This is a genomic window from Billgrantia saliphila (assembly GCF_002930105.1).
In the GTDB taxonomy this organism is placed as follows: Bacteria; Pseudomonadota; Gammaproteobacteria; order Pseudomonadales; family Halomonadaceae; genus Halomonas; species Halomonas saliphila.
In genome coordinates, this window is the sequence record NZ_PJRN01000017.1 from 28,912 (window position 1) to 55,725 (window position 26,814).

The window sequence follows — 26,814 nt, forward strand, 5'->3', positions numbered from 1 at the left end:
CGTCTTAGGCTGGTAATTCCGATACGAATGGAGATCGTGTTATGCCGATGTCGCGTGCCGAAGTCGTCACCGAATCCGGGGCGAGGCTGATGAACCGGCTGTGCAAGCACTGGGCCCACAAGCTGGAGGTGGAGCAGGGCGAGGAGGAGAGCCGCGTGGTGTTCGAGGACGGCTCCTGCGTGATGCGCGTTGAGCCGGGCAAGCTGGTGGTGGCCATCGAGGCGCTGGACGAAGAGACGCTCGATCGCTTGGAGGGAGTGGTGGATTCCCACCTGCAGCGCATGGCGGGTGACGAGGAGCTGGCTATCGTCTGGGAAAATTGAGCGCGCCGATATCACCCCGCCTCGCCCATCTCGGCATGCTGCTGTGGGCGCTGCTGGTGGGGCTGTCGTTCCCCGCCGTGGAGCTGATGGGCAAGCTGCCACCGCTGTCGCTCACCGCCCTGCGCTTCGCCATCGCCTGCGCCGGGTTGTGGTGGCTGGCGCGGCGCTCGGCGGATTTCCTGCCGCCCTGGCGGGTGCTGCCGCTCTATGCACTGATGGGACTGTGCCTGGCCGGGTTCTTCGGCGCCATGTTCTGGGCCGCACACCACGCCACTGCGCTTTCCATGGCCACGCTCTATGTCACCGTGCCGCTGCTGGCCTACCTGCTGGGGCTCGGGTTTCGCGTCGAGCGGTTGAACTGGCAGCTGCCGGCGATCCTGGCGCTGGGCGCCTGCGGGGCACTGGCGCTCGCCTTCGCCGAGGCTCTCAGCCACGGTGAAGGCCTGCAACTGGGCATCGGTGAGACGGTATTCTTCCTCGGCTGCGTGTCGTCGGCACTCTATCCGGTACTCAGCAAGTGGGGCCTGGCCCGCGGCTGGCTGCCCGAGTCGGCCGCGGTGCGTACCTTCTGGAGCCTGGGGCTGGGCGGGCTCGCCATCGGCCTGCTGGGGCTCGCCATCGAGCCTGCTGCCCGTCTCGCCAGCATGCGCTGGCAGGACCTTGCCCTGGTGGTCTATCTCGGCCTCTTTTCCAGTGCACTCACCTTTTGGCTGATGCAGCGTGCCACCTCCGTGCTCACCCCCGGCGCCGTTACCGCCTACGGCTACATGGTGCCGTTCGTCTCCATGCTGCTGTTGTTCGTCACCGTGCCCGAGCAGATCGGCTGGCAGTGGCTGCCGGGCAGCGTGCTGGTGCTCGTCGCCATCGGTCTGTTGCTGCGCCAGAATGGTCGGCACGAAACTGGCTAGTCGCTATCTTCCTCGTCTTCGTCCCAGGGGGCGGGCTCGCTGCCGGGAGTGGCGGCCAAGCGCGGGAAATGCCGGCGAATCTCGGCGTAGAGTTCGCGCACGTCATCCACGTGGCGGCGTGAGAAGTGGAACGGCACCAGTTGGCCGACCTCGGCCGCGGCGGCGATCTCGCCACAGGCGCGGGCCGTCAGATGGCCGGTGCGTCGGGCCTGCTCGGCCTGGTCCTCGCGAAACGAGGCTTCGCAGAACAGCGCCTCGGCGCCGCGGGCGAGCGTGAGCAGGCGCTCGCGATTCGCGGGGGTATCGCCGAAGTCGGTGGCGTAGACCAGGCGTTTACCGGGCTGCGACAGCAGCAGGCGCTCCGCCAGCTCGGCGACTGCCCGCCGGCTGCCGTCGGGCAGGTCGATGAGCGCCTCGTCCATGCCGGCCAGCACACGCTGCTTGAGCTCGCCGAGCCACGGGCCGGGTTTCCAGCCGTGCGCTTCCAGCCGCTCCTTGCGCACCTTGACCTGAACGTCCGACTCGTAGGCGAAAGCCAGCACCGGCGTGCCGTGATCCAACGTGACGGCGCGCACGCGAAAACTGGGCTCTAGGTGCAGCACGCCGTCATCCACCTCTCGTGGGGACAGCGCCTTCATCGGCTGGCCGGCGACGAGGCGGTAGGGCGCCAGGCGTTCACCGTGCAGCTCAAAGACCTCGAAGCGGGGCGCCTTCTCCTCGACGCGGTCCCACAGAATGCCGCGCATCAAGCCGTCCAGGTGGCCGGCGAGCCCGGGCGGGCCGTAGACCCGGCACGGCGTGTAGTCGCCGATGCGCGAGCGCAACAGCCACAGGAAGCCGCCGATATGGTCGAAGTGGGCATGGCTGATGAAAACGTCGCTGACCTGGTGGGCCAGTCGCGCCGGCAGCCGGCCGGGGTCGCCCAGGTCGAACAGCAGGCTGCGCTTGCGATGACGCAAGCGAAGATGCAGAAGCGGGTCACCGAACACGCCGTTGACCAGTGTGGCGCGCAGGCCGTCGAGGCGCAGCGTGGGGCGTGGGCCGTCCTGCGACTCCTGGGGTAGGCTGAGCGACGGCTCTTCGTCCGGTGCCGTGGCGTGTGGAGTGTGCAAGGGGCGGGCCGTGCCGAGCTGCCCTTCGCGATGGCGAACGGCGTCGCGAACCACCAGGGCGCGGGGAGTCGCTACCGGCACGGGAGCCCGCAGCCGCAGCCGCTCGTCTTCCAGGGCGAGCACCTCGCCCATGGCCAGGGTGCGACCATCGACATCGAGCAGGCCGACTTGACGTCCCTGCCAGGCGGCCACGGCATCCCGCGGTGGCGGTGTGCCGAGGATGGCCAGGCCGGCGAGATCGAGCTCATGGGTCGTGGCGTCGCTGAGGTAGGCGTCCCAGGCTTCGGTGCGCCAGAGAGTGCGCCGCTGCTTGCCTGGATGACGTGCTTCCGGCGCGGCCGGCAGGCTCAGTGTCTCCAAACCCAGCGAGACCCTTTCCTGAGAGTAGGGGTCGGGTTCGCCTTCGGGCGACTGGCGTACGACGGCACCGACGTTGCCGGCGCTGGCAAGTGCCGGCAGCAGCTCGGCGCCGCCGATGCCGCGTTCCACGCCTGGGGCGTCGACGAGCAGCGGCCCGGCCTCGACCCGTTCGGCAAGACGACGCACCGCTTCCCCCAGCGGCAGGCGGAAGCGCGAGCCGTCCAGCGTGGCTAGTGCCTCGATGGCCTCGAGTCGCCATTCGCCGCCCTCCCCCCGCATCGGGTCCCAGCGGCCCAGGCACACGGCGCCGGGCGGGCCGAAGCCGGGCAGGCCGGGGTCAGCGGCCAGGCAGCGACAGGCGTCGCCGAGCTCGGCCAGCCGGGCCGCCACGCGGCGGGCGAGCGTGGTCTTGCCGCTGCCGGGCGGGCCGGTCAGCAGCACGCGCGGATGGCGGCGCAGCAGTTCGAGCAGGACGGTGTCGTCGGGAGAGTGCGGGGGCATCGGGATCGGCATGGCGCTCCTTGCTCTGCGTGTCCTAGCCACAGTGTGGGCGATAGCCTCTGACTTGCCCAAGCGAGCGGCCTGGGCGGACGCGGCTCTGGTATACTGCTCCTCGTTCCCGAGCCTTCATTTTTCGTAGGAGTCCGCATGACCCGTATTGCCATCGTCGGTGTCGCCGGCCGCATGGGCCGCATCCTGGTCAACGCCGTGCAGCAGGAGGCCGGAGCCACCCTGGCCGGCGGTATCGTCGAGCCGGGCAGTTCGCTTGCCGGTGCCGATATCGGTGAACTGGCGGGACTGGGCAAGCTGGACGTGACCGCGGTGGACTCTCTCGAGGCCATTGTCGACGACTTCGACGTGCTGATCGACTTCACCGCCCCCCGGGTGACGCTGGCCAACCTGGCTTTCTGCGCCGCCAACGGCAAGCGCATGGTGATCGGCACCACCGGCCTCTCTGACGATGAGCTGGCCGAACTCGACGGCTATCGCGACAAGCTGCCGATGGTATTCGCCCCCAACATGAGCGTGGGCGTAAACCTGACCCTGAAGCTGCTCGAGACCGCCGCCCGGGCACTGGGCGATGAGGGGTACGACATCGAGGTGATCGAGGCTCACCATCGCCATAAGGTCGATTCGCCCTCCGGCACCGCGCTGAAGATGGGCGAGGTGGTGGCCGAGGCGCTGGGGCGCACGCTCAAGGAGCACGGCGTGTTCGAGCGCGTCGGCCAGTGCGGCCCGCGTATGGACAAGGAGATCGGCTTCGCCACGGTGCGCGCCGGCGATATCGTCGGCGAGCACACGGTAATGTTTGCCACCGAGGGCGAGCGCATCGAGATCACCCACAAGGCGAGTAGCCGCATGACCTTCGCCAAGGGGGCGGTGCGTGCGGCGCGCTGGGTGGCCGAGCAGGGCAATGGACGCTACGGCATGCAGGATGTGCTCGGCCTGGACTAAAGGGGTGGTCGAAGCGAGGAGAATCCTGTAATATCCCCAAAATTTTGGCCGGGCGCCTGAAAACAGCAGACCCACTGCGCGCTTGTTGCGTGGCCAGGCCCCGAGCAATACCGACAACAAGCGGGATGAAACCGGTTTTTCCTATCGGCTTCGTCCCGCTTTTTTACGAGCCGAATCTGTCGTTGCGGCATCGGCCGCAGAGTCCGCACCCCTCGGGCTCGCATCAGCATGGGAGGAAGTTACGTTGAACAGACCCGCGATCCTGGCCCTGGAAGACGGCAGCGTGTTTCACGGCACGGCCATCGGCGCCGATGGGCAAACCAGCGGTGAGGTGGTGTTCAATACGGCCATGACCGGCTATCAGGAGATCCTGACCGACCTCTCCTATACCCGACAGATCGTGACCCTGACCTACCCGCACATCGGCAATACCGGGGTCAACGCCGAGGACGTCGAGTCCGACGGCATCGCCGCTGCTGGCCTGGTGATCCGCGACCTGCCGCTCGTCGCCAGCAACTTCCGCTCCGAGCAGTCGCTTTCGGATTACCTGAAGAGTCGAAACGTGCTCGGCATCGCCGATATCGACACCCGCCGCCTGACCCGCATCCTGCGCGACAAGGGAGCCCAGAACGGGGCGATCCTCGCCGGCGCCGAGGCCGAAGGCGACGGTGCCGTCGAGCGGGCGTTGGTCGCGGCGCGCGACTTCCCCGGCCTCAAGGGCATGGACCTGGCCAAGGAGGTCTCGTGCAAGCAGGCCTATGAGTGGCACGAGGCCGAGTGGGCGCTGGGCCAGGGCAATCTCGATGCCACCGGCAGCGAGCGCCCTTTTCACGTGGTGGTCTACGACTACGGCGTTAAGTACAACATCCTGCGCATGCTCGCCTCGCGCGGCTGTCGCCTTACCGTGGTGCCGGCACAGACCCCGGCCGCCGAGGTGCTGGCCAAGCACCCCGACGGCATCCTGCTGGCCAACGGCCCCGGCGACCCCGCGCCCTGCGACTATGCCATCAAGGCGATCCAGGAGCTGCTCGAGACCGACATTCCGGTGTTCGGTATCTGTCTGGGCCACCAGCTGCTGGCGCTGGCCGCCGGCGCCAAGACGGTGAAGATGAATCATGGCCATCACGGTGCCAACCACCCGGTGCAGGACCTCGACAGCGGCCGCGTGATGATCACCAGCCAGAACCACGGCTTCGCCGTCGACGAGTCGAGCCTGCCGAGCAATGTGCGCGCCATTCATCGCTCGCTGTTCGACGGCACGCTGCAGGGCATCGAGCTGACCGACCGTCCGGCTTTCAGCTTCCAGGGACACCCGGAGGCGAGCCCGGGGCCGCGCGACGTGTCGCCGCTGTTCGATCGCTTCGTCGAAATGATGAAGGCCCGCCGCTAGGCCGAGCCCCGAAACGTCACCACTCGTCACCTTATTTAGCGGGGAGCACCATGCCCAAGCGTACCGACATCAACAGTATCCTGATCATTGGCGCCGGCCCCATCGTCATCGGCCAGGCGTGCGAATTCGACTACTCCGGCGCCCAGGCCTGCAAGGCGCTGCGCGAAGAGGGCTTCCGGGTCATCCTGGTCAACTCCAATCCGGCCACCATCATGACCGACCCGGCGATGGCCGATGCCACCTACATCGAGCCGATTACCTGGCAGGCGGTGGAGAAGATCATCGAGGCCGAGCGCCCCGATGCCATCCTGCCCACCATGGGCGGCCAGACCGCGCTCAACTGCGCGCTCAACCTCGACAAGCACGGCGTGCTCGAGAAGTACGGCGTGGAGATGATCGGTGCCAACGCCGACGCCATCAACAAGGCCGAGGATCGCGACCTCTTCGACCAGGCCATGAAGCGCATCGGCCTGGAATGCCCCAAGGCCGAGGTGGCGCACAGCATGGAAGAGGCCTGGCGCATCCAGGAGTCGCTGGGCTTCCCGGTAATCATTCGTCCTTCCTACACCATGGGCGGCTCCGGCGGCGGCGTGGCGTACAACAAGGAAGAGTTCGAGGAAATCTGTACCCGCGGCTTCGAGCTCTCGAACAACCATGAGCTGCTGATCGACGAGTCGCTGCTGGGTTGGAAGGAATACGAGATGGAAGTCGTTCGCGACAAGAACGACAACTGCATCATCGTCTGTGCGATCGAGAACTTCGACCCGATGGGCGTGCACACTGGCGACTCCATCACCGTGGCCCCGGCGCAGACGCTGACCGACAAGGAATACCAGATCATGCGCGATGCATCGCTTGCGGTGCTGCGCGAGATCGGCGTCGAGACCGGCGGTTCAAACGTGCAGTTCGGCGTCGACCCGGATACCGGGCGCATGGTCGTGATCGAGATGAACCCGCGGGTGTCGCGCTCCTCGGCGCTGGCCTCCAAGGCCACCGGTTTCCCGATCGCCAAGATCGCCGCCAAGCTGGCGGTGGGTTATACCCTGGACGAGCTCTCCAACGACATCACCGGCGGGCGCACCCCGGCGTCGTTCGAGCCGTCGATCGACTACGTGGTCACCAAGATCCCGCGCTTCACCTTCGAGAAGTTCCCCCAGGCCAACGACCGCTTGACTACCCAGATGAAGTCGGTGGGCGAGGTGATGGCCATCGGTCGCACTTTCCAGGAGTCGCTGCAGAAGGCGCTGCGTGGGCTCGAAACCGGCAACGACGGCCTCGACCCCAAGGTCGCCGAGTTCAGCGACGACGCCATGGCCCATATCAAGGGCGAGCTGCAGGCCGCCGGGGCCGACCGCATCTTCTTCATCGCCGATGCCATGCGCGCCGGCATGAGCGTCGATGACATCTTCTTCCTGACCAGGATCGATCCCTGGTTCCTGGTCCAGCTCGAGGATCTGGTACGCATCGAGCAGGACGTGGCCAAGCGCTCGCTCTCCGAGCTCTCGCCGCGCGAGCTGTTCGGTCTCAAGCGCAAGGGCTTTTCCGATGCACGCCTGGCCAAGCTGCTCGGCGTCTCCGAGAAAGAGTTTCGTCGCACGCGACAAAAGGCTGGCATTCGCCCGGTCTACAAGCGCGTCGACACCTGCGCCGCCGAGTTCGCCTCGGACACCGCTTACATGTACTCCACCTATGAGGAGGAGTGCGAGGCCGAAGTCTCCGAGCGTAAGAAGATTATGGTGTTGGGCGGTGGGCCCAACCGCATCGGCCAGGGCATCGAGTTCGACTATTGCTGCGTCCACGCCGCCTTCGCCATGCGTGACGACGGCTATGAGACCATTATGGTCAACTGCAACCCGGAAACCGTCTCTACCGACTACGACACCTCCGACCGCCTCTATTTCGAGCCGGTCACTCTGGAGGACGTGCTGGAAATCGCGGACAAGGAGCAGCCGGTCGGCGTGATCGTGCAGTTCGGCGGGCAGACCCCGCTCAAGCTCGCCCGTGAGCTCGAGGCTGCCGGCGTGCCGATCATCGGCACCACGCCGGACGCCATCGACCGCGCCGAGGACCGCGAGCGCTTCCAGCAGATGATCGACAAGCTGGGCCTCAAGCAGCCGCCCAACGCCACCGCGCGCAGCTTCGACGAGGCCTTCGTCAAGGCCGAGGCGATCGGCTATCCGCTGGTGGTCCGCCCGAGCTACGTGCTCGGCGGTCGTGCCATGGAGATCGTATATTCCGCCGACGAGCTGGAGAACTACATGACTCACGCGGTCAAGGTCTCCAACGACTCGCCGGTACTGCTCGATCATTTCCTCAATGCCGCCATCGAGATAGACATCGACGCCGTCTCCGACGGCCACGAGGTGGTGATCGGCGGCATCATGCAGCATATCGAACAGGCCGGCGTACACTCCGGCGACTCCGCCTGCGCGCTGCCGCCCTACTCGCTGCCCGCTGAGGTGCAGGACGAGATGCGCGACCAGGTCAAGCGCATGGCCGTCGAGCTCGGCGTTGTGGGTCTGATGAACGTGCAGCTTGCCTGGCAGGACGGCGAGATCTACGTCATCGAGGTCAATCCGCGCGCCTCTCGCACCGCGCCCTTCGTCTCCAAGTGCATCGGCACCTCGCTGGCCCAGATCGCCGCCCGCTGCATGGCCGGCAAGACCCTGGCCGAGCAGGGCTTCACCCGCGAGATCGTGCCGCACTTCTACAGCGTCAAGGAGGCGGTCTTCCCGTTCAACAAGTTCCCCGGCGTCGATCCCATCCTGTCGCCGGAAATGAAGTCCACCGGTGAGGTGATGGGCTCCGGTGACACTTTCGCCGAGGCCTTCTACAAGGCGCAGCTGGGGGCTGGCGAGGCGATTCCCGCGCTGACCGGCGAGCGCAAGGCATTCCTCTCGGTGCGCGAACCGGACAAGGCCGGTGTTATCGAGATAGCGCGTTCTCTGCTAGGATTGGGGTTCACGTTGTGCGCGACCCGCGGCACCGCTGCCGCCCTCACCGCCGCCGGGCTCGAGGTGGAGGTCGTGAACAAGGTTTACGAAGGCCGTCCGCATATCGTCGATCTGCTCAAGAACGACGAGATCGACTACATCGTCAATACCACCGAGGGGCGTCAGGCCATCAACGACTCCTCGGTGATCCGTCGTACCGCGCTTGCCCGAAAGGTGCCCTACGCCACCACCCTGGCCGGGGCCAGCGCCGTTTGCATGGCGCTTGAATACGGCAATGCGATCACGGTACGTCGGCTACAGGAACTGCATGCAGGAGCCACACAATGAACAAGGTCCCGATGACCGTCGCAGGCGAGGCGCGCCTGCGTGAGGAGCTGGAACAGCTCAAGGGTGTCGAGCGTCCTCGGGTGATCGATGCCATCGCCGAGGCTCGCGAGCACGGCGATCTGAAGGAGAACGCCGAATACCATGCGGCGCGCGAGCAGCAGGGCTTCATCGAGGGACGAATCAAGGAGATCGAGAGCAAGCTCTCCAGCGCCCAGGTGATCGACGTGCAGAAGCTGCCGCAGACCGGCAAGGTGATCTTCGGCGTCACCGTCGAGCTGATCAACCTCAACAACGACGAGGAGGTCAGCTACCAGATCGTCGGCGAGGACGAGGCCGACATCAAGGCGGGCAAGATTTCCGTCACCTCGCCCATCGCGCGTGCCCTGATCGGCAAGGAGGAGGGTGACGTGGTGGTGGTCAACACGCCGGGCGGCGAGGTGGAGTACGAGATTTCAGGCGTCCGACATCTCTGACCCAAGCTTGAAGCCTTGAGCTGGAAGCATGAAGAAACAACACCCCGCGACCATGGCCGCGGGGTGTTTGGTATCTGGAGGTGCTACATCATGCTGGCTTCCAGCGCGCGAAGCGCGTCAGTGCCGGCCGTGGTGATTCTCGAAGCGCTTCACGTTGGACAGCTTCGGATTGGCCTGGGGATTCTTGCGGTAGAGCAGCGCCATCTTGCCGATGGTCTGCACGCGCTCGGCGCCGCTCGCCTCCAGCAGTTCATCGAGCATCGCAGCACGGTCGTCGCGCTCCGGCAGGGCCAGCTTCACCTTGATCAGCTCGTGATCCGACAGCGCCCGGTCGAGCTCGGCCAGCACGCCCTCGGAAACGCCGTTCTCCGAGACCGTGACCACGGGGTTCAGGTGGTGGCCGATGCTGCGGAATGCTTTCTTTTGTGCCTGTGACAAGCTCATGGTATCTTGCGTCTTCCCGGTTGCGCGTAACCTGTCATGGTACGGTGAAATGCGCGTCGGCGAAAGCATGACAGTCCCATGTCGGGTTCTGTTCAGCTTCGCGTCACACCGACCCAGGCCGACTGGCCTGCTCGTGGTCCGAAATATCAATCAAGGTGATCGTGTGGCTCGATCCTCTTCCTCGTCTCGCGGCGGCGGGCCTGAAGCCTCGCGTCAGCAGCGCGGCAAGCGCACCGTCAGCAAGACCTCGGCCTCCTGGCTCAAGGAGCACTTCGACGACCGTTTCGTGCAGCAGAGCTGGCAGGACGGTTATCGCAGTCGTGCCAGCTACAAGCTGCTCGCGCTCGACGAGAAGGATCGCCTGCTCAAACCGGGCATGACAGTGATCGACCTGGGCGCGGCACCCGGCGGCTGGAGCCAGGTGGCTGCGGACAAGGTCGGCGACCACGGTATGGTGATCGCCTCCGACATCCTCGAAATGGATGCCCTGGCCGGCGTCGAGTTCATCCAGGGCGACTTCACCGAGGAGGCCGTGCTCGAAGCGATCCTCGCCGTGCTGGGCGATCGCCCAGTCGATCTCGTGATGTCCGATATGGCGCCCAACATGAGCGGCATGAGCGCCATCGACCAGCCGCAAGCCATGTACCTGGTGGAACTGGCGCTGGACCTGGCTCGACAGACGCTGGCGCCGGGCGGCTGCTTCCTGGCCAAGGTATTCCAGGGCGAAGGCTTCGACGCCTATCTCAAGGAGCTGCGTGCCAGTTTCGATCGAGTGGTGACCCGCAAGCCGGAGGCTTCGCGCACCCGTTCGCGGGAAGTCTACCTGCTGGCGGAAGGATTTCATGGCTGAGTCGTCTCTGCACGACTCGGTCTCGTTCGCGGCCGATCCGGCCGGCCGCGACAGCGACCTGTTAGATAGTGACAGACTAATGACGCCATGGCCGGACAGCACCGCCCAACTGTGTCACAGTGTGGGGTATAGGATGGTTGTCTGGCCGGGTGGAACATGCCCTGCCGTCCGTGGTCATAGAGCCAGGCGTTACGGCCGAGAGATGCTTGCAATGAGGGTAGTCCCTTGAACGATATGGCGAAGAACTTGATTCTGTGGTTGGTCATCGCGGCAGTGCTGCTAACGGTGTTCAACAACTTCAGCGTCGATAGCACCCCGCAAACGATGAACTACTCCCAGTTCGTCCAGCAGGTGCAGAATCAGCAGGTCCGCAGCGTGACCATCGACGGCTACACCATCAGCGGTGAGCGCGTTGACGGCTCGCAGTTTCAGACCATCCGACCGGCGGCGGAAGACCCCAAGCTGATGGATGATTTGCTCTCCAACAATGTCACCGTGGTGGGCAAGGAGCCGCAGCAGCAGAGTCTGTGGACCCGCTTGCTGATTGCAAGCTTCCCGATCCTGCTGATACTGGCCATCTTCATGTTCTTCATGCGCCAGATGCAGGGTGGTGGTGCCGGCAAGGGCGGACCGATGAGTTTCGGCAAGTCCAAGGCCAAGTTGCTGTCTCAGGACCAGATCAAGACCACCTTCGCCGACGTCGCCGGCTGCGACGAGGCCAAGGAGGAAGTCGAGGAACTGGTCGACTTTCTGCGCGATCCCTCCAAGTTCCAGCGTTTGGGCGGCACCATCCCGCGCGGCGTGCTGATGGTGGGCCCGCCGGGAACGGGCAAGACGCTGCTGGCGAAATCCATCGCCGGCGAGGCCAAGGTGCCGTTCTTCTCGATCTCTGGCTCCGACTTCGTCGAGATGTTCGTCGGCGTGGGCGCTTCCCGCGTGCGTGACATGTTCGAGCAGGCCAAGAAGCAGGCCCCTTGCATCATCTTCATCGACGAGATAGACGCCGTGGGCCGTTCGCGCGGCGCCGGCATGGGTGGCGGCAACGACGAGCGCGAGCAGACCCTCAACCAGCTGCTGGTGGAGATGGACGGCTTCGAGGCTAACGAGGGCATCATCGTCATTGCGGCCACTAACCGCCCTGACGTACTCGACCCCGCGCTGCTGCGTCCGGGGCGCTTTGACCGTCAGGTGGTAGTGCCTCTGCCCGACATCCGCGGTCGCGAGCATATTCTCAACGTACACCTGCGCAAGGTGCCGCTGGGCGACGACGTCAAGCCGTCGCTGATTGCCCGCGGTACCCCGGGTTTCTCCGGCGCCGATCTGGCCAACCTGGTCAACGAGGCGGCATTGTTCGCCGCTCGTCGCAACAAGCGACTGGTGAGCATGGAAGAGTTGGAGCTGGCCAAGGACAAGATCATGATGGGCGCCGAGCGCCGCTCCATGGTCATGACCGACAAGGAGAAGCTCAACACCGCCTATCACGAGTCGGGGCACGCCATCATCGGTCTGGTGATGCCGGAGCACGACCCGGTCTACAAGGTGACCATCATTCCGCGTGGGCGAGCGCTGGGCGTGACCATGTTCCTGCCCGAGCAGGATCGCTACAGTCTGTCGCGCCAACAGTTGATCAGCCAGATCTGCTCGCTGTTCGGCGGTCGCATCGCTGAGGAGATGACCCTGGGGCCGAATGGCGTCACCACCGGGGCGTCCAACGACATCAAGCGTGCCACCGAGCTGGCCCACAATATGGTCGCCAAGTGGGGTTTGTCCGAGGAAATGGGCCCGATCATGTACGACGAGGACGAGTCCCACCAGTTCCTCGGCGGCCCGGGCCAGGGCGGCGGCAAGCTTAAGTCCGGTGAAACCACCACCCGGCTCGACAAGGAAGTGCGCAAGATCATCGACGAGTGTTACGCCGAGGCGAAGCGCATTCTCGAGGAGAACCGCGACAAGCTCGATGCCATGGCCGAGGCGCTGATGCTATACGAGACCATTGACGCCGACCAGCTACGCGACATCATGGAAGGCCGCAAGCCCCGCCCGCCGAAGGACTGGGAAGACGGCGACTCCGGCAGCGGCTCGCCGATTGTCGGCGAAGCCGAGCCCAAGCGCGACGAGGCGCCGGCAGCCGAGCCGACCGACAGCGGCAACAGCAGTGATGGCGGGGATCAGGGTGACGAGGACGAGGACGAAGATACCCGTCGCCGTCCCTCCGATCCGCTGGGCGGCCCCGCCGGGTCGTGATCCGGCCCTCCACGCAGGCGCCCCTCCGGGGCGCCTTTGCCGTGCGGGCGCCACACTCCCTTTCGTTCCGTCCTGCTCCACGGAATCCATGACATGACCGAAACCGCTTCGCCGACCTGGCTGCCGTGTGGCCGGCATCGCCTCGATCTTTCCTTCCCCCGTGTCATGGGGATCCTCAACGTAACGCCCGACTCCTTTTCCGATGGTGGCTGCCATATCCTTCTCGACGATGCCATGCGCCACGCCGAGCGCATGTTGGCTGAGGGGGCGGCGATCATCGATGTGGGCGGCGAATCGACCCGCCCCGGCGCGCAACCGGTTTCCACCCAGCAGGAGCTCGACCGGGTGGCGCCGGTGGTCGAGCGCCTCATCTGCGAGTTCGACGCGCTGGTCTCGGTGGATACCAGCTGTCCGACGGTTATGCGCGAGACCGCGGCGCTGGGCGCGGGTATGATCAACGACGTGCGTGCCCTGCAGCGTGAGGGAGCCATCGAGGCGGCACTGGGCACGGGGCTGCCGGTATGCCTGATGCACATCCAGGGCGAGCCGCAGGACATGCAGCAGTCGCCTCGCTATGATGCTCCCATCGAGGAGGCAGTGATCGATTTTCTCGAGGCGCGCGTAACGGCCTGTGAGGCGGTGGGGCTGCGCCGCGAGCGCCTGCTGCTCGATCCCGGCTTCGGATTCGGTAAGACGGTCGAGCACAACCTGCGCCTGCTCAATCGCATGGATCGGGTGACTCGCCTGAACCTGCCGCTGCTCGTGGGCATGTCGCGCAAGAGCATGATCGGCAAGGTGCTGGGGCGACCGGTGGAGGAGCGTCTTCCGGGTGGCCTGGCACTGGCATCGCTTGCGGTCGAGCGCGGCGCCAGGATCCTTCGCGTCCATGATGTCGGCCCTGTCCTGGATGCGGTGAACATGACATGGGCCGTGCTAAGGGAAGGCTGCGAGCATGACTAGAAAATACTTCGGTACGGATGGCATTCGCGGAACGGTTGGTGAGTACCCCATCACGCCCGATTTTATGCTCAAGCTGGGCTGGGCCATGGGCCGGGTGCTGGCTCGCGATTCCGGCCGCGCGCGGGTATTGATCGGCAAGGATACGCGTATCTCAGGCTACATGTTCGAGTCTGCCCTAGAAGCTGGACTCTCTGCCGCCGGCGTCGACGTGGCGCTGCTCGGCCCCATGCCCACGCCGGGCATCGCGTACCTGACGCGCACCTTCCGCGCCGATGCCGGCATCGTCATCTCGGCCTCACACAACCCTTTCGCCGACAACGGCATCAAATTCTTTTCCACAGCGGGCACCAAGCTCGCTGATGCGATCGAGGAGCGCATCGAGGCTGTGCTCGACGAGCCGCTGACTACGGTAGCGGCAGGCAAGCTGGGCAAGGCCGTGCGCATCGACGATGCCGCCGGTCGCTACATCGAGTTCTGCAAGTCGACCATCCCCAATCGTGTCAGTCTGCACGGATTGCGCATGGTCCTCGACTGCGCCCACGGGGCTACCTACCACATCGCCCCCAATGTCTTCCGCGAGCTGGGCGCCGAGATCAGTCTGGTCGGTGCCAGCCCCGACGGTCTCAATATCAACCGCGAAGTGGGTTCCACCTCACCGGCCAGCCTGCGCGCCGCAGTGATCCAGCAGGGCGCCGACCTGGGTATCGCCTTCGACGGTGACGGCGACCGGGTGCTGATGGTCGATGCCGACGGCCGCGAGATCGACGGTGACGACATTCTCTACCTGATCGCGCGCGATCGGCATGAGCGCGGGCAGCTCCAGGGGGGCGTCGTAGGTACCTTGATGACCAACTTCGGGCTGGCCATGGCGCTGGAGCGCATGGATATTCCCTTCGAGCGGGTCAAGGTCGGCGACCGCTACGTGGTCGAGCGTCTGCTGGAAAACAACTGGCAGCTCGGCGGCGAGTCATCGGGCCATATCGTCTGCGCCGACGTGCAGAGCACCGGCGATGGGATCGTCTCGGCGCTGCAGGTGCTGGCGATCATGGTCAGCGAGGGCAAGCCGCTGCAGTCGCTGCTCTCGGGGCTGGAGAAAGTGCCTCAGGCGCTGGTCAACGTGCGCCTGACGCCGGGCAGCGACGCCAAGGCGCTGATCGATGCCCCCGCGGTGAAGGATGCCGTGGCCGCGCTGGAGGAGCAGTTGGGCGACGAGGGGCGGGTGCTGCTGCGTCCTTCGGGTACCGAGCCGCTGATACGTGTCATGGTTGAAGGCCGGGCGCACCTCGATGTCGAGGCGTTGGCTCGACAGTTGGCCGACGAGGTGGAAGGGGTGTTGGTCTGACACCGCGAAGGTTGTCTTGACCTGGCGCCTCCTATACCATTTCGCTCCACTTTGAAAGAGGACGCCGCATGCGAACGCCGCTGATCGCCGGGAACTGGAAGATGAACGGCTCGGCCTCTCTGGTCGAGGATTTCGGTCGTGCCTTTACCGAGAAGACGCTCCCGGCGTCGCTGGACGTGGTCATACTGCCGCCCTTTCCCTACCTGGACGCGGCGCGGCGCGCCTTCGACGGCACGCGCCTGCGCCTGGGTGCGCAAACGCTGAACCCGCTGCACTCCGGTGCCCGCACCGGTGAGGTGAGCGGACGCATGCTCAAGGAGTTCGGTGTCGAGTTCGCCCTGGTGGGGCACTCCGAGCGCCGCCAGCTCTACCGTGAGGACGATGCGGCCGTCCACGATCGGCTGCTGGCAGCGCTGAGCGCCGACATTACGCCGATCCTGTGTGTCGGCGAGACGCTGGAGGAGCGCGACGCCGGCAAGACCAAGGAAGTGGTCCTGCGCCAGGTGGGCTACGTGATGGCACGCCTGGAGCCGGAACAGCGCACGCGAATTGTCATCGCCTACGAGCCGGTGTGGGCCATCGGCACGGGGCGCACGGCGACTCCCGATCAGGCACAGGAGGTCATGGCCGGGATTCGCGAATACCAGGCCAGCTTCGACCGCGACCTGGCGGCGAGCATGCGCCTGCTCTATGGCGGCAGCATGAATGCCGGCAACGCGGCCGAGCTGCTGGCTCAGCCCGATATCGACGGCGGCCTGGTGGGCGGTGCTTCGCTCAAGGTCGACGACTTCCTAGCCATTTGTCAGTCAGCAGGTTGAATCCATGCAAGTTGCCATTCTCATGATCCATGTGGCGATCGCCATTGCCCTGGTCGTTCTGATCCTGCTGCAGCAGGGCAAGGGCGCCGAGGCCGGTGCCGCCTTCGGCGGCGGCGCCTCGCAGACCGTATTCGGCTCGCGCGGCAGCGGCAGTTTCCTGTCCCGGACTACCGCGGTGCTGGCGGCGGCCTTCTTCGCCACCTCGCTGACCCTGGCTTATTTCGCCAGCCAGGCCAGCGAGGCTCCGGAGGCGGGAATACCCGACGCGCGTCTGATCGAACAGCAGAGCGGGCTGCCCACGCTTGACGACGAAGCCCGTGATGTGGATAATACCGCGCCAGTGCTGGAGGAAAGCGACGGTTAGTCGCCTCCGGCAGTCAAGCAAGCCGAAGTGGTGGAATTGGTAGACACGCTATCTTGAGGGGGTAGTGACCTTATGGTCGTGCGGGTTCAAGTCCCGCCTTCGGCACCATCTGAAACGCTGCGTTCTCGTTGAGGGCGTGAGGCGTCAGAAGCAGGATTGGCACCAGGAAATTGTAAACGTGGCCACGCCTTAGGTCTTGACCCGAGGGAGGCGGGCGTCTACAATCGCCGACCTGGAATGTTGCGGGGTGGAGCAGTCTGGTAGCTCGTCGGGCTCATAACCCGAAGGTCATCGGTTCAAATCCGGTCCCCGCTACCATCTCCGGCCGAGCGTCCCGAAGGGGCGACAGCGGGCCGAAGTGGTAACACAGGTTTCTTGTGAAAGGCCCCTTCCTGCGAAGGGGCTTTTTGTTAGCAGCATACTGCCGGTCTTGCCGGTAGCGCTTATCCGGGCAACGCCAATCAGCCACCTAGCTTTCCTGTTCACTCCCGGCCAGGTGCCTGATGCAACGGCTGTAGGAGCTTTTCTGTGGCACTCAAGGACGCTGCGCTGTATGCGCTGATCGAACCGGTGGTCACCGCCATGGGATTCGAGCTCTGGGGCATCGACTATCGCCCCCAGGGCAAGCACTCCCGGCTGGTGATCTACATTGATCATGCCGACGGTGTGAGCGTGGATCATTGCGCTGACGTCAGTCGCCAGGTCAGCGCCGTGCTCGACGTGGAGGATCCCATTCCGGGCGAGTATCGCCTGGAGGTCTCGTCACCGGGCATGGACCGTCCGCTCTTCACCCTCGACCAGTTCGCCCGCTTCGCGGGGCACGAGGTGGCGTTGAAGCTGCGCGTTCCCTTCGATGGGCGGCGTAAGTTCCAGGGGCTGCTGGCCGGCATCGAGAAGGACGAGGTGCTGCTGCGGCTCGATGAAGAAGAGTACTGCTTTCCTATCGAAAGCATCGATCAGGCGCGGGTGGTCCCCCGGTTCGAGGACTGAGGTCACCGAGGTCGGTGCATAAGAACAGGTTTTCTGGCGAGGCAAAGGCATGAGTAAAGAAATTCTGACGGTCGTCGACGCGATCTCCAACGAGAAAGGCGTGCCCCGTGACGTGATCTTCGAGGCCGTCGAAGCGGCATTGGCCAGCGCGTCACGCAAGCGCTTCGAGGGCCGCGAGGTCAGCGTGCGGGTGCATATCGACCGCAGCACCGGGGACTACGAGACCTTCCGCCGCTGGGAAGTGGTGGAGGACGACGAGTTCGAGAACCCCGATGCCGAGATCAAGCAGTCGTTCGCCGAGCGCCGCGATCCGCCGCTCACGTTGGGCGACGTGGTCGAGGAGCAGATCGAGAACGCCGCCTTTGGGCGCATCGCCGCCCAGACCGCCAAGCAGGTCATCGTGCAAAAGGTGCGCGAGGCCGAGCGCGCCGAGGTGGTCCGCCAATACGCCGAGCGTGAGGGCGAGCTGGTCGCCGGCATCGTCAAGAAGACCACCCGCGACGGCCTGATCATCGACCTGGGCGACAACGCCGAGGCGTTCCTGCCGCGCAGCGAGATGATTCCGGGCGAGCGCTATCGCATGAACGACCGGGTGCGCGCGCTGCTGGTCAAGGTCGACGCCGAGGCGCGCGGTGCCCAGCTGATTCTGTCGCGTACCTGCCCCGAACTGATCATCGAGCTGTTCAAGATCGAGGTACCGGAAATCGCCGAGCAGCTCATCGAGATCAAGGGTGCGGCGCGCGATCCCGGTTCCCGGGCCAAGATCGCGGTCAAGACCAACGACCGGCGGATCGATCCGGTCGGGGCCTGCGTCGGCATGCGCGGCTCGCGCGTGCAGGCGGTGTCGAGCGAGCTGCAGAACGAGCGGGTCGACATCATTCTGTGGGACGACAACCCCGCCCAGCTGGTGATCAATGCCATGGCGCCGGCGGATGTCGCCTCGATCCTGGTCGACGAGGACGCCCATGCCATGGACGTCGCCGTGGCCGAGGACAACCTGGCCCAGGCCATCGGCCGCAGCGGTCAGAATGTCCGCCTGGCTTCCGAACTCACCGGTTGGCGAATCAACGTCATGACGGAGGGCGAAGCCGAAGACAAGCGCGAACAGGAGATCGATAGCCTGGTCGAGCACTTCATCCAGCATCTGGAAATCGAGGACGACCTCGCCCGGCTGCTGGTGGAAGAAGGCTTCACCACGCTGGAGGAGATCGCCTACGTGCCCCTCGAGGAGATGCTTGAAATCGAGGAGCTGGACGAGGACCTGGTGGAAGAGCTGCGCGCCCGTGCCAAGGACGAACTGCTGACCTTGGCCATCGCCTCCGAGGAGGAGCTGGACGGTGCGCAACCCGCCGATGACCTGCTTGAAATGGATGGCATGGAGCGGCACTTGGCCTTCATCCTGGCGAGCCGGGGCATCGTCACCATGGAGGACCTCGCCGAGCAGTCCGTCGACGATCTGATGGATATCGAGGGCATGGACGAGGAGCGCGCTGCAGCACTGATCATGACTGCCCGTGCGCCCTGGTTCGAGAACGAACAGTAAACGGGTCACGGGCTGAGGAGGGTCGAGATGTCGGAAATGACCGTTAAAGATTTCGCAGCGAAGGTGGGGCGCGATGTGCCCCGCCTGCTGGAACAGATGAAGGAAGCCGGGCTTGAGCACAAGTCCGAGAGCGATGCCGTGTCCGAGGAGGACAAGCGCAAGCTGCTCGATTACCTGACCAAGAGCCACGGTGGTACGGGTGCCGGGGCGCGCAATCGCATTACCCTGACGCGCAAGACGCGCAGCCGGATCAAGACCGGCGAGCGCGGCAAGACCATCGAAGTGCAGGTGCGCAAGAAGCGTACCTACGTCAAGCGCGCCGAGGAAGAGGAAACCTCTCAGCCCGAGCCGGCGGAAGAATCCGGCCCGCGCCAGCTGGTAGGCGACATGGCCCAGGCCGAGGCGGCACGCGAGGCGGAGCAGGCCCAGGCTCGCGCCGATGAGCAAACCGCCCGTGAAGTGGCCGCTCGCGAGGAGGCCACCAAGGCCGAGGCGCCGAAGGCCGCCGCCGAGCCCGAGATTTCGGTGCCCGAGCTGGAAGCCACCGCGGAACCGGCCGGCGAACCCGAGCCGCCCGCCCCGCCGAAAGAGGGTCGCACCGACCGTCGTACCGCGCCGCCCAAGAAGGCTTCGGCCAAGAAGGGGCGCCACGATCGCGACGAGGACGATCGCGGCGATCGCGAGGAGCGCCGTCGTGGCGGCGGCAAGAAGGTCAAGCGCGCCGAGCGCCGCGGCGGGCGCCGCGGTGCCAGCCAGGGCGGCGGCAAGCACGGTTTCCAGAAGCCGACGCAGCCGATCGTGCGCGAGGTCTCGATCCCCGAGTCGATCAGCGTTGCCGAGCTGGCCGACAAGATGTCGATCAAGGCCAACGAGGTCATCAAGACCATGTTCACCATGGGTGCGGCGGTGACCATCAACCAGACCATCGATCAGGATACCGCGGCCATTGTGGTCGAGGAGATGGGCCACAAGCCCAAGCTGATCAAGGACGACGCGCTCGAGACCGAAATGCTCGAGGGCATCTCCTACGAAGGCGAGGAGATCACCCGTTCGCCGGTGGTCACGGTCATGGGTCACGTCGACCACGGCAAGACCTCGCTGCTCGACTACATTCGCCAAGCCAAGGTCGCCACTGGCGAGGCAGGCGGCATTACCCAGCACATCGGCGCCTACCACGTGGAAGGCGAGCATGGTGGCGTGACGTTCCTCGACACCCCCGGCCACGCGGCGTTCACCGCCATGCGTGCCCGCGGTGCCAAGGCGACCGACGTGGTCATCCTGGTGGTGGCTGCCGATGACGGCGTCATGCCGCAGACCATCGAGGCGGTCGAGCACTCCAAGGCGGCAGGCGTGCCGATGGTCGTGGCGGTCAACAAGATCGACAAGCCTTCGGCGGACCCTGACCGGGTCAAGAACGAGCTGTCGCAGCACGGCGTCATCTCAGAGGAATGGGGCGGCGACACCCAGTTCGTGCACGTCTCGGCCAAGACCGGCGAAGGCATCGACGCGCTGCTGGAGTCCGTATTGCTGGTCTCCGAGGTGCTCGAGCTCAAGGCCGTGCCGGAAGCGCCCGGCAAGGGCGTGGTGGTCGAGTCGCGTCTCGACAAGGGGCGTGGCCCGGTGGCCACCGTGTTGGTTCAGAACGGCACCCTGAAGAGGGGCGACATCGTGCTCGCCGGCCTGCACTACGGCCGCGTGCGTGCCCTGATCAACGAGCTGGGTCAGCAGGTCGACTCGGCTGGCCCCGCCATGCCGGTGGAGATCCAGGGTCTCGACGGCACGCCCGAGGCGGGTGACGACTTCATGGTCGTGGCCGACGAGAAGAAGGCCCGTGAGGTCGCCAACTTCCGTCAGGGCAAGTATCGCGAGGTTCGCCTGGCACGTCAGCAGAAGGCCAAACTGGAGAACATGTTCAGCCAGATGGGGCAGGACGAGGTGGCCAAGGTCAACATCGTGCTCAAGGCCGACGTGCAGGGCTCGCTGGAAGCCATTCGCGGCGCCTTGGAAGAGCTCTCCACCGACGAGGTGCAGGTGGCGGTGGTCTCCTCCGGCGTGGGCGGCATCACCGGCACCGACGCCAACCTGGCGCTGGCCTCCGAGGCCATTGTGGTCGGCTTCAACGTGCGTGCCGACGCCGCCGCCCGCGAGATCATCGAGCGTGAAGGGCTGGATCTGCGCTACTACAGCGTCATCTACCAGCTCATCGACGAGGTCAAGCAGGCCATGAGCGGCATGCTGGCGCCGGAGTGGAAGGAAGAGATCGTCGGCGTGGCCGAGGTTCGCGACGTCTTCCGCGCACCCAAGATCGGCGCCGTGGCCGGCTGCATGGTGGTCGAGGGCACCGTCTTCCGTAACAAGAAGATCCGCGTGCTGCGCGACAACGTGGTCATCTACGAGGGCGAGCTCGAGTCGCTGCGCCGCTTCAAGGACGACGTGCAGGAAGTGCGCAACGGCATGGAGTGCGGCATCGGCGTCAAGAACTACAACGACGTCCAAGTCGGCGACAAGATCGAGGTCTTCGATCAGGTCCGGGTCGAGCGGACGCTGTAATCGCAGCGGGAGTGGAACATGCGCGAGTTCAAGCGTACCGACCGGGTCGGTGACCAGCTGCAGAAGGAGCTGGCCGTGTTGATCCAGCGCGAGGTCAAGGATCCGCGCCTGGGCATGGTCACCGTCAGCGGGGTCACGGTCAGCCGTGACCTCGGCTATGCGGACGTCCACGTGACCCTGCTGGGCGAGGACGATCCCGAGCGCATCAAGGAGAACCTGAAGGTGCTCCGCCAGGCCTCCGGCTTTCTGCGCAGCCAGATCGCGAGGCGTATCAAGCTGCGCCACGTACCGGAGCTGCGTTTCCACTACGACGAGAGCGTGGTGCGCGGGCAGCGGCTCTCCTCGCTGATCGACGAGGCGGTCGAAAGCGACCGTGCTCGCCATGAGGACGAGGCGGACGATGGCGGCGAAGGAGAGCGCGACTGATGGCGCGCCGTCGCCGCGGCCTGCCGGTCAACGGTGTACTGCTGCTCGACAAGCCCAAGGGGGCTTCGAGCAATCACGCCCTGCAGCGCGCCCGGCGTCTGCTGCAGGCGCAGAAAGCGGGGCATACCGGCACGCTGGATCCCATGGCGACTGGGTTGTTGCCGGTCTGCCTCGGTGAGGCGACGAAGTTCTCGGCTCACCTGCTCGAGGCCGACAAGGTCTATCGTACCCGCGTGCTGTTGGGCGCAGTGACCGATACCGCCGACGCCGACGGCGAGGTGATCGAGCGCTGCGAGGTACCGGCGTTGTCGGCTGCGGACGTCGAGCGCGTGCTTGAGCGCTTTCGCGGCGAGATCAAGCAGGTCCCGCCGATGCATTCGGCGCTCAAGCACCACGGGCGTAAGCTCTACGAGCTGGCTCGCGAGGGCAAGACCGTCGAGCGTGCAGTGCGTCGCGTGACAGTGTATGATGCCCGGCTGCTCGCCTTCGAGGGCGATGCCTTCGAGTTCGAGGCGCGGGTGAGCAAGGGCACCTACATCCGCACGCTCGCCGAGGACATCGGCCATGCGCTAGGCTGCGGGGCACATATCACCGCCCTGCGACGTCTCGCCACCGGTCCTTTCGACAGCGAAGGAATGCTGCCGCTGGAGGCGCTGGAGGCATTGCCTGGCCAGGACGAGCGCGAAGCGGCGCTGCTGCCCGTTGACGTGCTGGTGGCGCATCTGCCGCGCCTCGACGTGGACGATATGGCCAGGCGGCGGCTGATGCACGGCCAGGCGGCCAGCGTCGACGAAGCCGGCATGAAGGTCGGCGAGACGACGAGACTCTACTACGGCGAAGCCTTCATCGGGCTCGGTGTGGTAACGGGGCCACAGGAGGTGGCACCGAAGCGGTTGCTGAACACGGCGGCCGGTTGAGGAGGCGCGAGACGCTGTCCGCGCTTTCTAAGGAGAAACGCCCGAGACTGCAAATATGCGTGGTCTCACACATTCATCACTCAGGCATATTGCTTACTGGAGAGACAGATGGCACTGACCGCTGAACAGAAGGCCGAGATCGTTAAGGAATACGGCCGTGGCGACAACGATACCGGTTCCCCCGAGGTTCAGGTGGCCCTGCTGACCGCCAACATCGACGGCCTGCAGGATCACTTCAAGACCAACAAGCAGGATCACCACTCGCGTCGTGGTCTGATCCGCATGGTCAACCAGCGCCGCAAGCTGCTGGACTACCTGAAGCGCAAGGATCTCTCGCGCTATCAGGCACTGATTCAGCGCCTCGGCCTGCGTCGTTAATCGACGCGCTGAGCTGGAAAGAAACGGGCAGCCCCATGGGGCTGCCCGTTTTGCGTTTGTGGGGGTGAAAGCGGCGGTATAGGTGGCTCTCGCGCGCGTCAACCCCTAAAATGGTCGCCGAGTCAAAAACGACCCATACATGAAGTAGAGACAAGTTGAAGGAAGTCGCCGTGAATCCGGTAAAGAAAACGTTTCAGTACGGTCGCAGCACCGTCACCTTGGAAACCGGGCGCATCGCTCGCCAGGCCACCGGTGCCGTTCTGGTCACCATGGACGAGACCGTGGTGCTGTGCACCGTAGTGGCCAGGAAGGAAGCCAACCCCAGTCAGCCGTTCTTCCCGCTCTCCGTGCATTACCAGGAGAAGACCTACGCAGTGGGTAAGATCCCTGGTGGCTTCTTCAAGCGCGAGGGGCGTCCCACCGAGAAGGAAACCCTCACCTCGCGGCTGATCGACCGCCCGATTCGCCCGCTATTCCCCAAGGGCTTCATGAACGAGGTGCAGGTCATCTGTACGGTGCTCTCCACCGACCGCAACCATGACCCGGACATCGCGGCAATGCTCGGCACTTCCGCCGCGCTGGCCATTTCCGGCGTGCCGTTCAATGGCCCCATCGGTGCGGCCCGCGTCGGCTTCAACGAGGACAAGGGCTACTTCCTCAACCCCACCGTGGAAGAGCTTACCGGCTCCGAGCTGGACATGGTGGTCGCCGGCACCGAGAAGGCCGTGCTGATGGTGGAGTCCGAAGCCGAGGAGCTGCTCGAGGACGAGATGCTCGGCGCCGTGCTCTACGGTCACCAGGAAATGCAGGTGGCCATCCGCGCGATCAACGAACTCGTCGCCGAAGCCGGCAAGCCGAAGTGGGATTGGCAACCCGTTGCCGAGAACACCGCGCTCAAGCAGGCCGTCGCCACAGCCTTCGAGGCCAAGGTCGGCGAAGCCTACCGCATCATCGACAAGATGGCGCGTCAGGACGCCCTCGCTGCGCTCAAGGAGCAGGCGGTAGAGCAGTTCGCCGGTGAGGAGGAAGGTCAGTACGCCGCCGAGGAGGTCAAGGGTGCCTTCGCCAGCCTCGAGAAGCGCGTAGTGCGCAGTCGCGTCATCAAGGGTGAGCCGCGTATCGATGGCCGTGACCAGAAGACCGTGCGGCCGCTGGCCATCGAAGTGGGCAGCCTGCCCAAGACCCACGGCTCGGCCATTTTCACCCGTGGCGAGACCCAGGCGATCGTCATCGCCACCCTGGGTACTCTGCGCGACGCCCAGCTGATCGAGTCACTGGAAGGCGAGCGCAAGGATCGCTTCCTGCTGCACTACAACTTCCCGCCCTATAGCGTGGGCGAGGCCGGCTTCATGGGCGGTCCCAAGCGCCGTGAGATCGGTCACGGCCGTCTGGCGCGCCGCGGCGTGCAGGCGATGCTGCCCGACGAGGCGGACTTTCCCTATACCATTCGTGTGGTATCGGAGATCACCGAATCCAACGGTTCGAGCTCCATGGCCTCTGTGTGCGGTGCCTCGCTAGCCCTGATGGACGCCGGCGTGCCGATGAAGGCGCCGGTGGCGGGTATCGCCATGGGTCTGGTGAAGGACGAGAACGGCTTCGCCGTGCTCACCGATATCCTCGGCGACGAGGACCATCTGGGCGACATGGACTTCAAGGTGGCCGGTTCGGCCGCCGGCGTCACCGCCCTGCAGATGGACATCAAGATCGAGGGCATCAACGAGGAGATCATGGAGATCGCCCTGCAGCAGGCCCATGATGCCCGTCTGCACATCCTCGAGCAGATGAACACGGTGATCAGCCAAAGCCGTGCCGAAGTCTCCGAGAACGCGCCCTCGATGGCCACCATCAAGATCGACCCGGAGAAGATCCGCGACGTCATCGGCAAGGGCGGCGCCACCATCCGCAAGATCTGCGAGGACACCGGTGCCTCCATCGATCTCGACGATGACGGTACCGTGCGCATCTACGCCGAGGACAAGGCGGCGGCCAAGAAGGCCATCGACACCGTGCTCGCCATTACCGCCGAGGCCGAGATCGGCAAGCTCTACCGTGGCAAGGTGGTGCGGATCGCCGACTTCGGCGCCTTCGTCAACATCATGCCGGGTACCGATGGCCTGGTGCACATCTCGCAGATCGTGCCCGAGCGGGTCAACGACGTGCGCGATTTCCTCAACGAGGGTGACGAGGTGGTGGTCAAGGTGCTCGACATCGACAACCGCAACCGCGTGAAGCTCACCATCAAGGAGATCACGCCGGAAGAGAAGGCGGCCTTCGAAGCCGAGCAGGTCGAGACCGCGCTGTAAGCCTTAAGCCGAAAGCTAGAAGTTGAAAGTAAACCGCCCCCGCAGCCAGGCTGAGGGGGCGGTTCTTTTTAGGCTCTGCTTTGGGCTTTGGGCTTTGGGCTCACGCGCAGCGCGTTTAGCGTTCAATAGCCAAGGCGACACCCTGCCCGCCGCCGATGCACAAGGTCGCCAGGCCCTTCTTGGCATCGCGAGCGATCATCTCGTGCAACAGCGAGACCAGTACGCGGCAGCCGGAGGCACCGATGGGGTGGCCAAGGGCAATGGCGCCGCCGTTGACGTTGACCTTGGAAGTATCCCAGCCGAGTTCCTTGTTGACCGAGAGCGCCTGGGCGGCGAAGGCCTCGTTGGCCTCGACCAGGTCGAGATCGTCCAGCGTCCAGCCGGCTTTCTCCAGGCAGCGGCGAGTCGCCGGGGCGGGGCCGATACCCATGATCGCCGGGTCGACGCCGGCATTGCTGTAGGCGGCGATGCGCGCCAGCGGCTCGAGGCCGAGTTCGCGCGCCTTGTCGGCGGAGCAGATCATCGTTACCGCCGCGCCGTCATTGATCGAAGAGGCGTTGCCGGCAGTGACGGTGCCATCCTTCTTGAACGCGGGTTTCATCCCGCCGAGCTTGTCGGCGGTCACTTCGCGGGGGTTCTCGTCGGTATCGAACACCAGCGGATCGCCCTTGCGCTGGGGAATCTCGACCGGCACGATCTGACTCTTGAAGCGACCTTCCCGGATCGCGGCGGCGGCCTTCTGCTGCGAGGCGGCGGCGAATTCGTCCATCTGCTCGCGGGTGATGCCGTACTTCTCGGCAAGGTTCTCCGCGGTGATGCCCATGTGGAAATTGTTGAACGCGTCCCACAAGCCGTCGTGGACCATGCTGTCGATCGCCTTCCAGTCGCCCATGCGCTGCCCGTTACGTGAATTGGGCAGTACATGAGGGGAGGCCGACATGTTTTCCTGGCCGCCGGCGAGGATCAGCTCGGCGTCGCCGCAGCGGATCGCCTGGGTCGCCAGATGCAGCGCCTTAAGACCGGAGCCGCAGACCTTGTTAATGGTCATGGCGGGCACGGCATGCGGCAGGCCTGCCTTGATGGCGGCCTGACGTGCCGGGTTCTGACCCACCCCTGCGGTCAGCACCTGGCCCAGCAGCACCTCGTCGACTTGCTCGGGGGCGACTCCGGTGGAAGCCAGGATATCCTTGATCACCAGCGCACCCAGGTCGCTGGCGGCGATACCGGAAAGCGAGCCGCCGAAGGCGCCGATGGCGGTACGGCGTGCGGCAACGATCACCACGTCTTGCATTGGAATTCTCCTGAAGTCGGTCACAGACGCATACGGCACCAGCATAGGCGACTGTTGTGCACTGCGGCAATGCCCCATAGGGGGAACCCGCG

The 26,814-nt window shown here is 65.2% G+C and carries 22 protein-coding genes and 2 tRNA genes; 21 read left to right on the forward strand and 3 right to left on the reverse strand.

The features are described 5' to 3' along the window. The first annotated feature begins 41 nt into the window (after positions 1 to 41). Positions 42 to 323 (forward strand): DUF2218 domain-containing protein, encoded by a 282-nt coding sequence (locus CYJ07_RS16830; protein ID WP_104204880.1) that lies wholly within the window; start codon positions 42 to 44, stop codon positions 321 to 323. Continuing rightward, entirely contained in the window at positions 320 to 1,231 is a 912-nt protein-coding gene (locus tag CYJ07_RS16835; RefSeq protein WP_231489673.1) for a DMT family transporter, read from the forward strand. Before CYJ07_RS16830 ends, CYJ07_RS16835 begins: the two co-directional genes overlap by 4 nt. Here the strand turns inward: CYJ07_RS16835 and CYJ07_RS16840 are convergent. Beyond that, on the reverse strand, positions 1,228 to 3,216 hold the full coding sequence (locus CYJ07_RS16840) for an MBL fold metallo-hydrolase (RefSeq protein WP_104204882.1): 1,989 nt from the start codon (positions 3,214 to 3,216) through the stop codon (positions 1,228 to 1,230). The two genes, CYJ07_RS16835 and CYJ07_RS16840, sit on opposite strands and share 4 nt — an antisense overlap. Before the next feature lie 135 nt (positions 3,217 to 3,351). Between CYJ07_RS16840 and dapB the strand changes: the two genes are divergently transcribed. From dapB to greA, 4 genes are all read left to right on the forward strand, one after another. Further along, positions 3,352 to 4,158: a 4-hydroxy-tetrahydrodipicolinate reductase gene (gene dapB, locus CYJ07_RS16845; RefSeq protein WP_104204883.1), complete on the forward strand. Its 807-nt coding sequence runs from the start codon at positions 3,352 to 3,354 to the stop codon at positions 4,156 to 4,158. 244 nt (positions 4,159 to 4,402) lie between these two features. Further along, the gene (carA, locus tag CYJ07_RS16850) at positions 4,403 to 5,548 is read left to right on the forward strand and encodes a glutamine-hydrolyzing carbamoyl-phosphate synthase small subunit (RefSeq protein ID WP_104204884.1); all 1,146 of its coding nucleotides are present in this window, start codon (positions 4,403 to 4,405) and stop codon (positions 5,546 to 5,548) included. Positions 5,549 to 5,598: 50 nt separating this feature from the next. Then, complete coding sequence (gene carB, locus CYJ07_RS16855) at positions 5,599 to 8,829, forward strand: carbamoyl-phosphate synthase large subunit (RefSeq protein ID WP_104204885.1); 3,231 nt, start codon at positions 5,599 to 5,601, stop codon at positions 8,827 to 8,829. Beyond that, on the forward strand, positions 8,826 to 9,302 hold the full coding sequence (greA, locus tag CYJ07_RS16860) for a transcription elongation factor GreA (protein WP_104204886.1): 477 nt from the start codon (positions 8,826 to 8,828) through the stop codon (positions 9,300 to 9,302). The genes carB and greA overlap by 4 nt, the downstream gene beginning before the upstream one ends. Positions 9,303 to 9,419: 117 nt before the next feature. Here the strand turns inward: greA and yhbY are convergent, their stop codons facing one another. Beyond that, positions 9,420 to 9,746 (reverse strand): ribosome assembly RNA-binding protein YhbY, encoded by a 327-nt coding sequence (gene yhbY / locus CYJ07_RS16865; RefSeq protein WP_104204887.1) that lies wholly within the window; start codon positions 9,744 to 9,746, stop codon positions 9,420 to 9,422. A 163-nt stretch (positions 9,747 to 9,909) separates the two neighbouring features. On the opposite strand from yhbY, the gene rlmE reads away from it, so the two are divergent. The 15 genes from rlmE to pnp all read left to right on the forward strand — a co-directional run bounded on the left by rlmE (position 9,910) and on the right by pnp (position 25,431). Further along, entirely contained in the window at positions 9,910 to 10,596 is a 687-nt protein-coding gene (gene rlmE / locus CYJ07_RS16870; protein WP_269320558.1) for a 23S rRNA (uridine(2552)-2'-O)-methyltransferase RlmE, read from the forward strand. A gap of 225 nt (positions 10,597 to 10,821) precedes the next feature. Beyond that, positions 10,822 to 12,840 carry an ATP-dependent zinc metalloprotease FtsH gene (gene ftsH / locus CYJ07_RS16875; protein ID WP_104204888.1) on the forward strand — a complete coding sequence of 673 codons (2,019 nt, stop codon included), beginning with the start codon at positions 10,822 to 10,824 and terminating at the stop codon, positions 12,838 to 12,840. 93 nt (positions 12,841 to 12,933) lie between these two features. Then, positions 12,934 to 13,800, forward strand: a complete 867-nt coding sequence (gene folP / locus CYJ07_RS16880; protein ID WP_479688554.1) for a dihydropteroate synthase — start codon at positions 12,934 to 12,936, stop codon at positions 13,798 to 13,800. Then, positions 13,793 to 15,142 carry a phosphoglucosamine mutase gene (glmM, locus tag CYJ07_RS16885; protein WP_104204889.1) on the forward strand — a complete coding sequence of 450 codons (1,350 nt, stop codon included), beginning with the start codon at positions 13,793 to 13,795 and terminating at the stop codon, positions 15,140 to 15,142. Before folP ends, glmM begins: the two co-directional genes overlap by 8 nt. Before the next feature lie 68 nt (positions 15,143 to 15,210). Further along, positions 15,211 to 15,960 (forward strand): triose-phosphate isomerase, encoded by a 750-nt coding sequence (gene tpiA / locus CYJ07_RS16890; RefSeq protein ID WP_104204890.1) that lies wholly within the window; start codon positions 15,211 to 15,213, stop codon positions 15,958 to 15,960. A gap of 4 nt (positions 15,961 to 15,964) precedes the next feature. Beyond that, positions 15,965 to 16,324, forward strand: a complete 360-nt coding sequence (secG, locus tag CYJ07_RS16895; RefSeq protein WP_104204891.1) for a preprotein translocase subunit SecG — start codon at positions 15,965 to 15,967, stop codon at positions 16,322 to 16,324. Between the two features lie 21 nt (positions 16,325 to 16,345). Further along, positions 16,346 to 16,432, forward strand: a tRNA-Leu gene (locus CYJ07_RS16900). Between the two features lie 133 nt (positions 16,433 to 16,565). After that, a tRNA-Met gene (locus CYJ07_RS16905) sits at positions 16,566 to 16,642 on the forward strand. 210 nt (positions 16,643 to 16,852) lie between these two features. Beyond that, positions 16,853 to 17,314, forward strand: a complete 462-nt coding sequence (rimP, locus tag CYJ07_RS16910) for a ribosome maturation factor RimP (protein WP_104204892.1) — start codon at positions 16,853 to 16,855, stop codon at positions 17,312 to 17,314. A gap of 49 nt (positions 17,315 to 17,363) precedes the next feature. After that, positions 17,364 to 18,857 carry a transcription termination factor NusA gene (nusA, locus tag CYJ07_RS16915; protein WP_104204893.1) on the forward strand — a complete coding sequence of 498 codons (1,494 nt, stop codon included), beginning with the start codon at positions 17,364 to 17,366 and terminating at the stop codon, positions 18,855 to 18,857. A 27-nt stretch (positions 18,858 to 18,884) separates the two neighbouring features. Continuing rightward, positions 18,885 to 21,407: a translation initiation factor IF-2 gene (gene infB, locus CYJ07_RS16920; protein WP_104204894.1), complete on the forward strand. Its 2,523-nt coding sequence runs from the start codon at positions 18,885 to 18,887 to the stop codon at positions 21,405 to 21,407. 18 nt (positions 21,408 to 21,425) lie between these two features. Further along, the gene (gene rbfA / locus CYJ07_RS16925; RefSeq protein WP_104204895.1) at positions 21,426 to 21,833 is read left to right on the forward strand and encodes a 30S ribosome-binding factor RbfA; all 408 of its coding nucleotides are present in this window, start codon (positions 21,426 to 21,428) and stop codon (positions 21,831 to 21,833) included. Next, positions 21,833 to 22,750, forward strand: a complete 918-nt coding sequence (truB, locus tag CYJ07_RS16930; RefSeq protein WP_104204896.1) for a tRNA pseudouridine(55) synthase TruB — start codon at positions 21,833 to 21,835, stop codon at positions 22,748 to 22,750. Before rbfA ends, truB begins: the two co-directional genes overlap by 1 nt. Positions 22,751 to 22,858: 108 nt before the next feature. Beyond that, positions 22,859 to 23,128: a 30S ribosomal protein S15 gene (gene rpsO / locus CYJ07_RS16935; protein ID WP_104204897.1), complete on the forward strand. Its 270-nt coding sequence runs from the start codon at positions 22,859 to 22,861 to the stop codon at positions 23,126 to 23,128. Between the two features lie 170 nt (positions 23,129 to 23,298). Continuing rightward, positions 23,299 to 25,431 (forward strand): polyribonucleotide nucleotidyltransferase, encoded by a 2,133-nt coding sequence (gene pnp / locus CYJ07_RS16940; protein WP_197038412.1) that lies wholly within the window; start codon positions 23,299 to 23,301, stop codon positions 25,429 to 25,431. A gap of 115 nt (positions 25,432 to 25,546) precedes the next feature. Here pnp and CYJ07_RS16945 read toward each other — a convergent pair whose 3' ends face one another. Next, on the reverse strand, positions 25,547 to 26,722 hold the full coding sequence (locus tag CYJ07_RS16945) for an acetyl-CoA C-acetyltransferase (RefSeq protein ID WP_104204899.1): 1,176 nt from the start codon (positions 26,720 to 26,722) through the stop codon (positions 25,547 to 25,549). Between the last annotated feature and the right edge of the window lie 92 nt (positions 26,723 to 26,814).

What these genes read in the sequence shown, in the direction of transcription:
- truB (WP_104204896.1), top strand. Translation starts at nt 21,833, where the DNA reads ATGGCGCGCCGTCGCCGCGGCCTGCCGGTCAACGGTGTACTGCTGCTC.
- folP (WP_479688554.1), top strand. Translation starts at nt 12,934, where the DNA reads ATGACCGAAACCGCTTCGCCGACCTGGCTGCCGTGTGGCCGGCATCGC.
- glmM (WP_104204889.1), top strand. Translation starts at nt 13,793, where the DNA reads ATGACTAGAAAATACTTCGGTACGGATGGCATTCGCGGAACGGTTGGT.
- yhbY (WP_104204887.1), bottom strand. Translation starts at nt 9,746, where the DNA reads ATGAGCTTGTCACAGGCACAAAAGAAAGCATTCCGCAGCATCGGCCAC.
- infB (WP_104204894.1), top strand. Translation starts at nt 18,885, where the DNA reads ATGTCGGAAATGACCGTTAAAGATTTCGCAGCGAAGGTGGGGCGCGAT.
- rbfA (WP_104204895.1), top strand. Translation starts at nt 21,426, where the DNA reads ATGCGCGAGTTCAAGCGTACCGACCGGGTCGGTGACCAGCTGCAGAAG.
- rpsO (WP_104204897.1), top strand. Translation starts at nt 22,859, where the DNA reads ATGGCACTGACCGCTGAACAGAAGGCCGAGATCGTTAAGGAATACGGC.
- greA (WP_104204886.1), top strand. Translation starts at nt 8,826, where the DNA reads ATGAACAAGGTCCCGATGACCGTCGCAGGCGAGGCGCGCCTGCGTGAG.
- CYJ07_RS16840 (WP_104204882.1), bottom strand. Translation starts at nt 3,216, where the DNA reads ATGCCGATCCCGATGCCCCCGCACTCTCCCGACGACACCGTCCTGCTC.
- tpiA (WP_104204890.1), top strand. Translation starts at nt 15,211, where the DNA reads ATGCGAACGCCGCTGATCGCCGGGAACTGGAAGATGAACGGCTCGGCC.
- CYJ07_RS16830 (WP_104204880.1), top strand. Translation starts at nt 42, where the DNA reads ATGCCGATGTCGCGTGCCGAAGTCGTCACCGAATCCGGGGCGAGGCTG.
- carB (WP_104204885.1), top strand. Translation starts at nt 5,599, where the DNA reads ATGCCCAAGCGTACCGACATCAACAGTATCCTGATCATTGGCGCCGGC.
- dapB (WP_104204883.1), top strand. Translation starts at nt 3,352, where the DNA reads ATGACCCGTATTGCCATCGTCGGTGTCGCCGGCCGCATGGGCCGCATC.
- secG (WP_104204891.1), top strand. Translation starts at nt 15,965, where the DNA reads ATGCAAGTTGCCATTCTCATGATCCATGTGGCGATCGCCATTGCCCTG.
- nusA (WP_104204893.1), top strand. Translation starts at nt 17,364, where the DNA reads ATGAGTAAAGAAATTCTGACGGTCGTCGACGCGATCTCCAACGAGAAA.
- CYJ07_RS16945 (WP_104204899.1), bottom strand. Translation starts at nt 26,722, where the DNA reads ATGCAAGACGTGGTGATCGTTGCCGCACGCCGTACCGCCATCGGCGCC.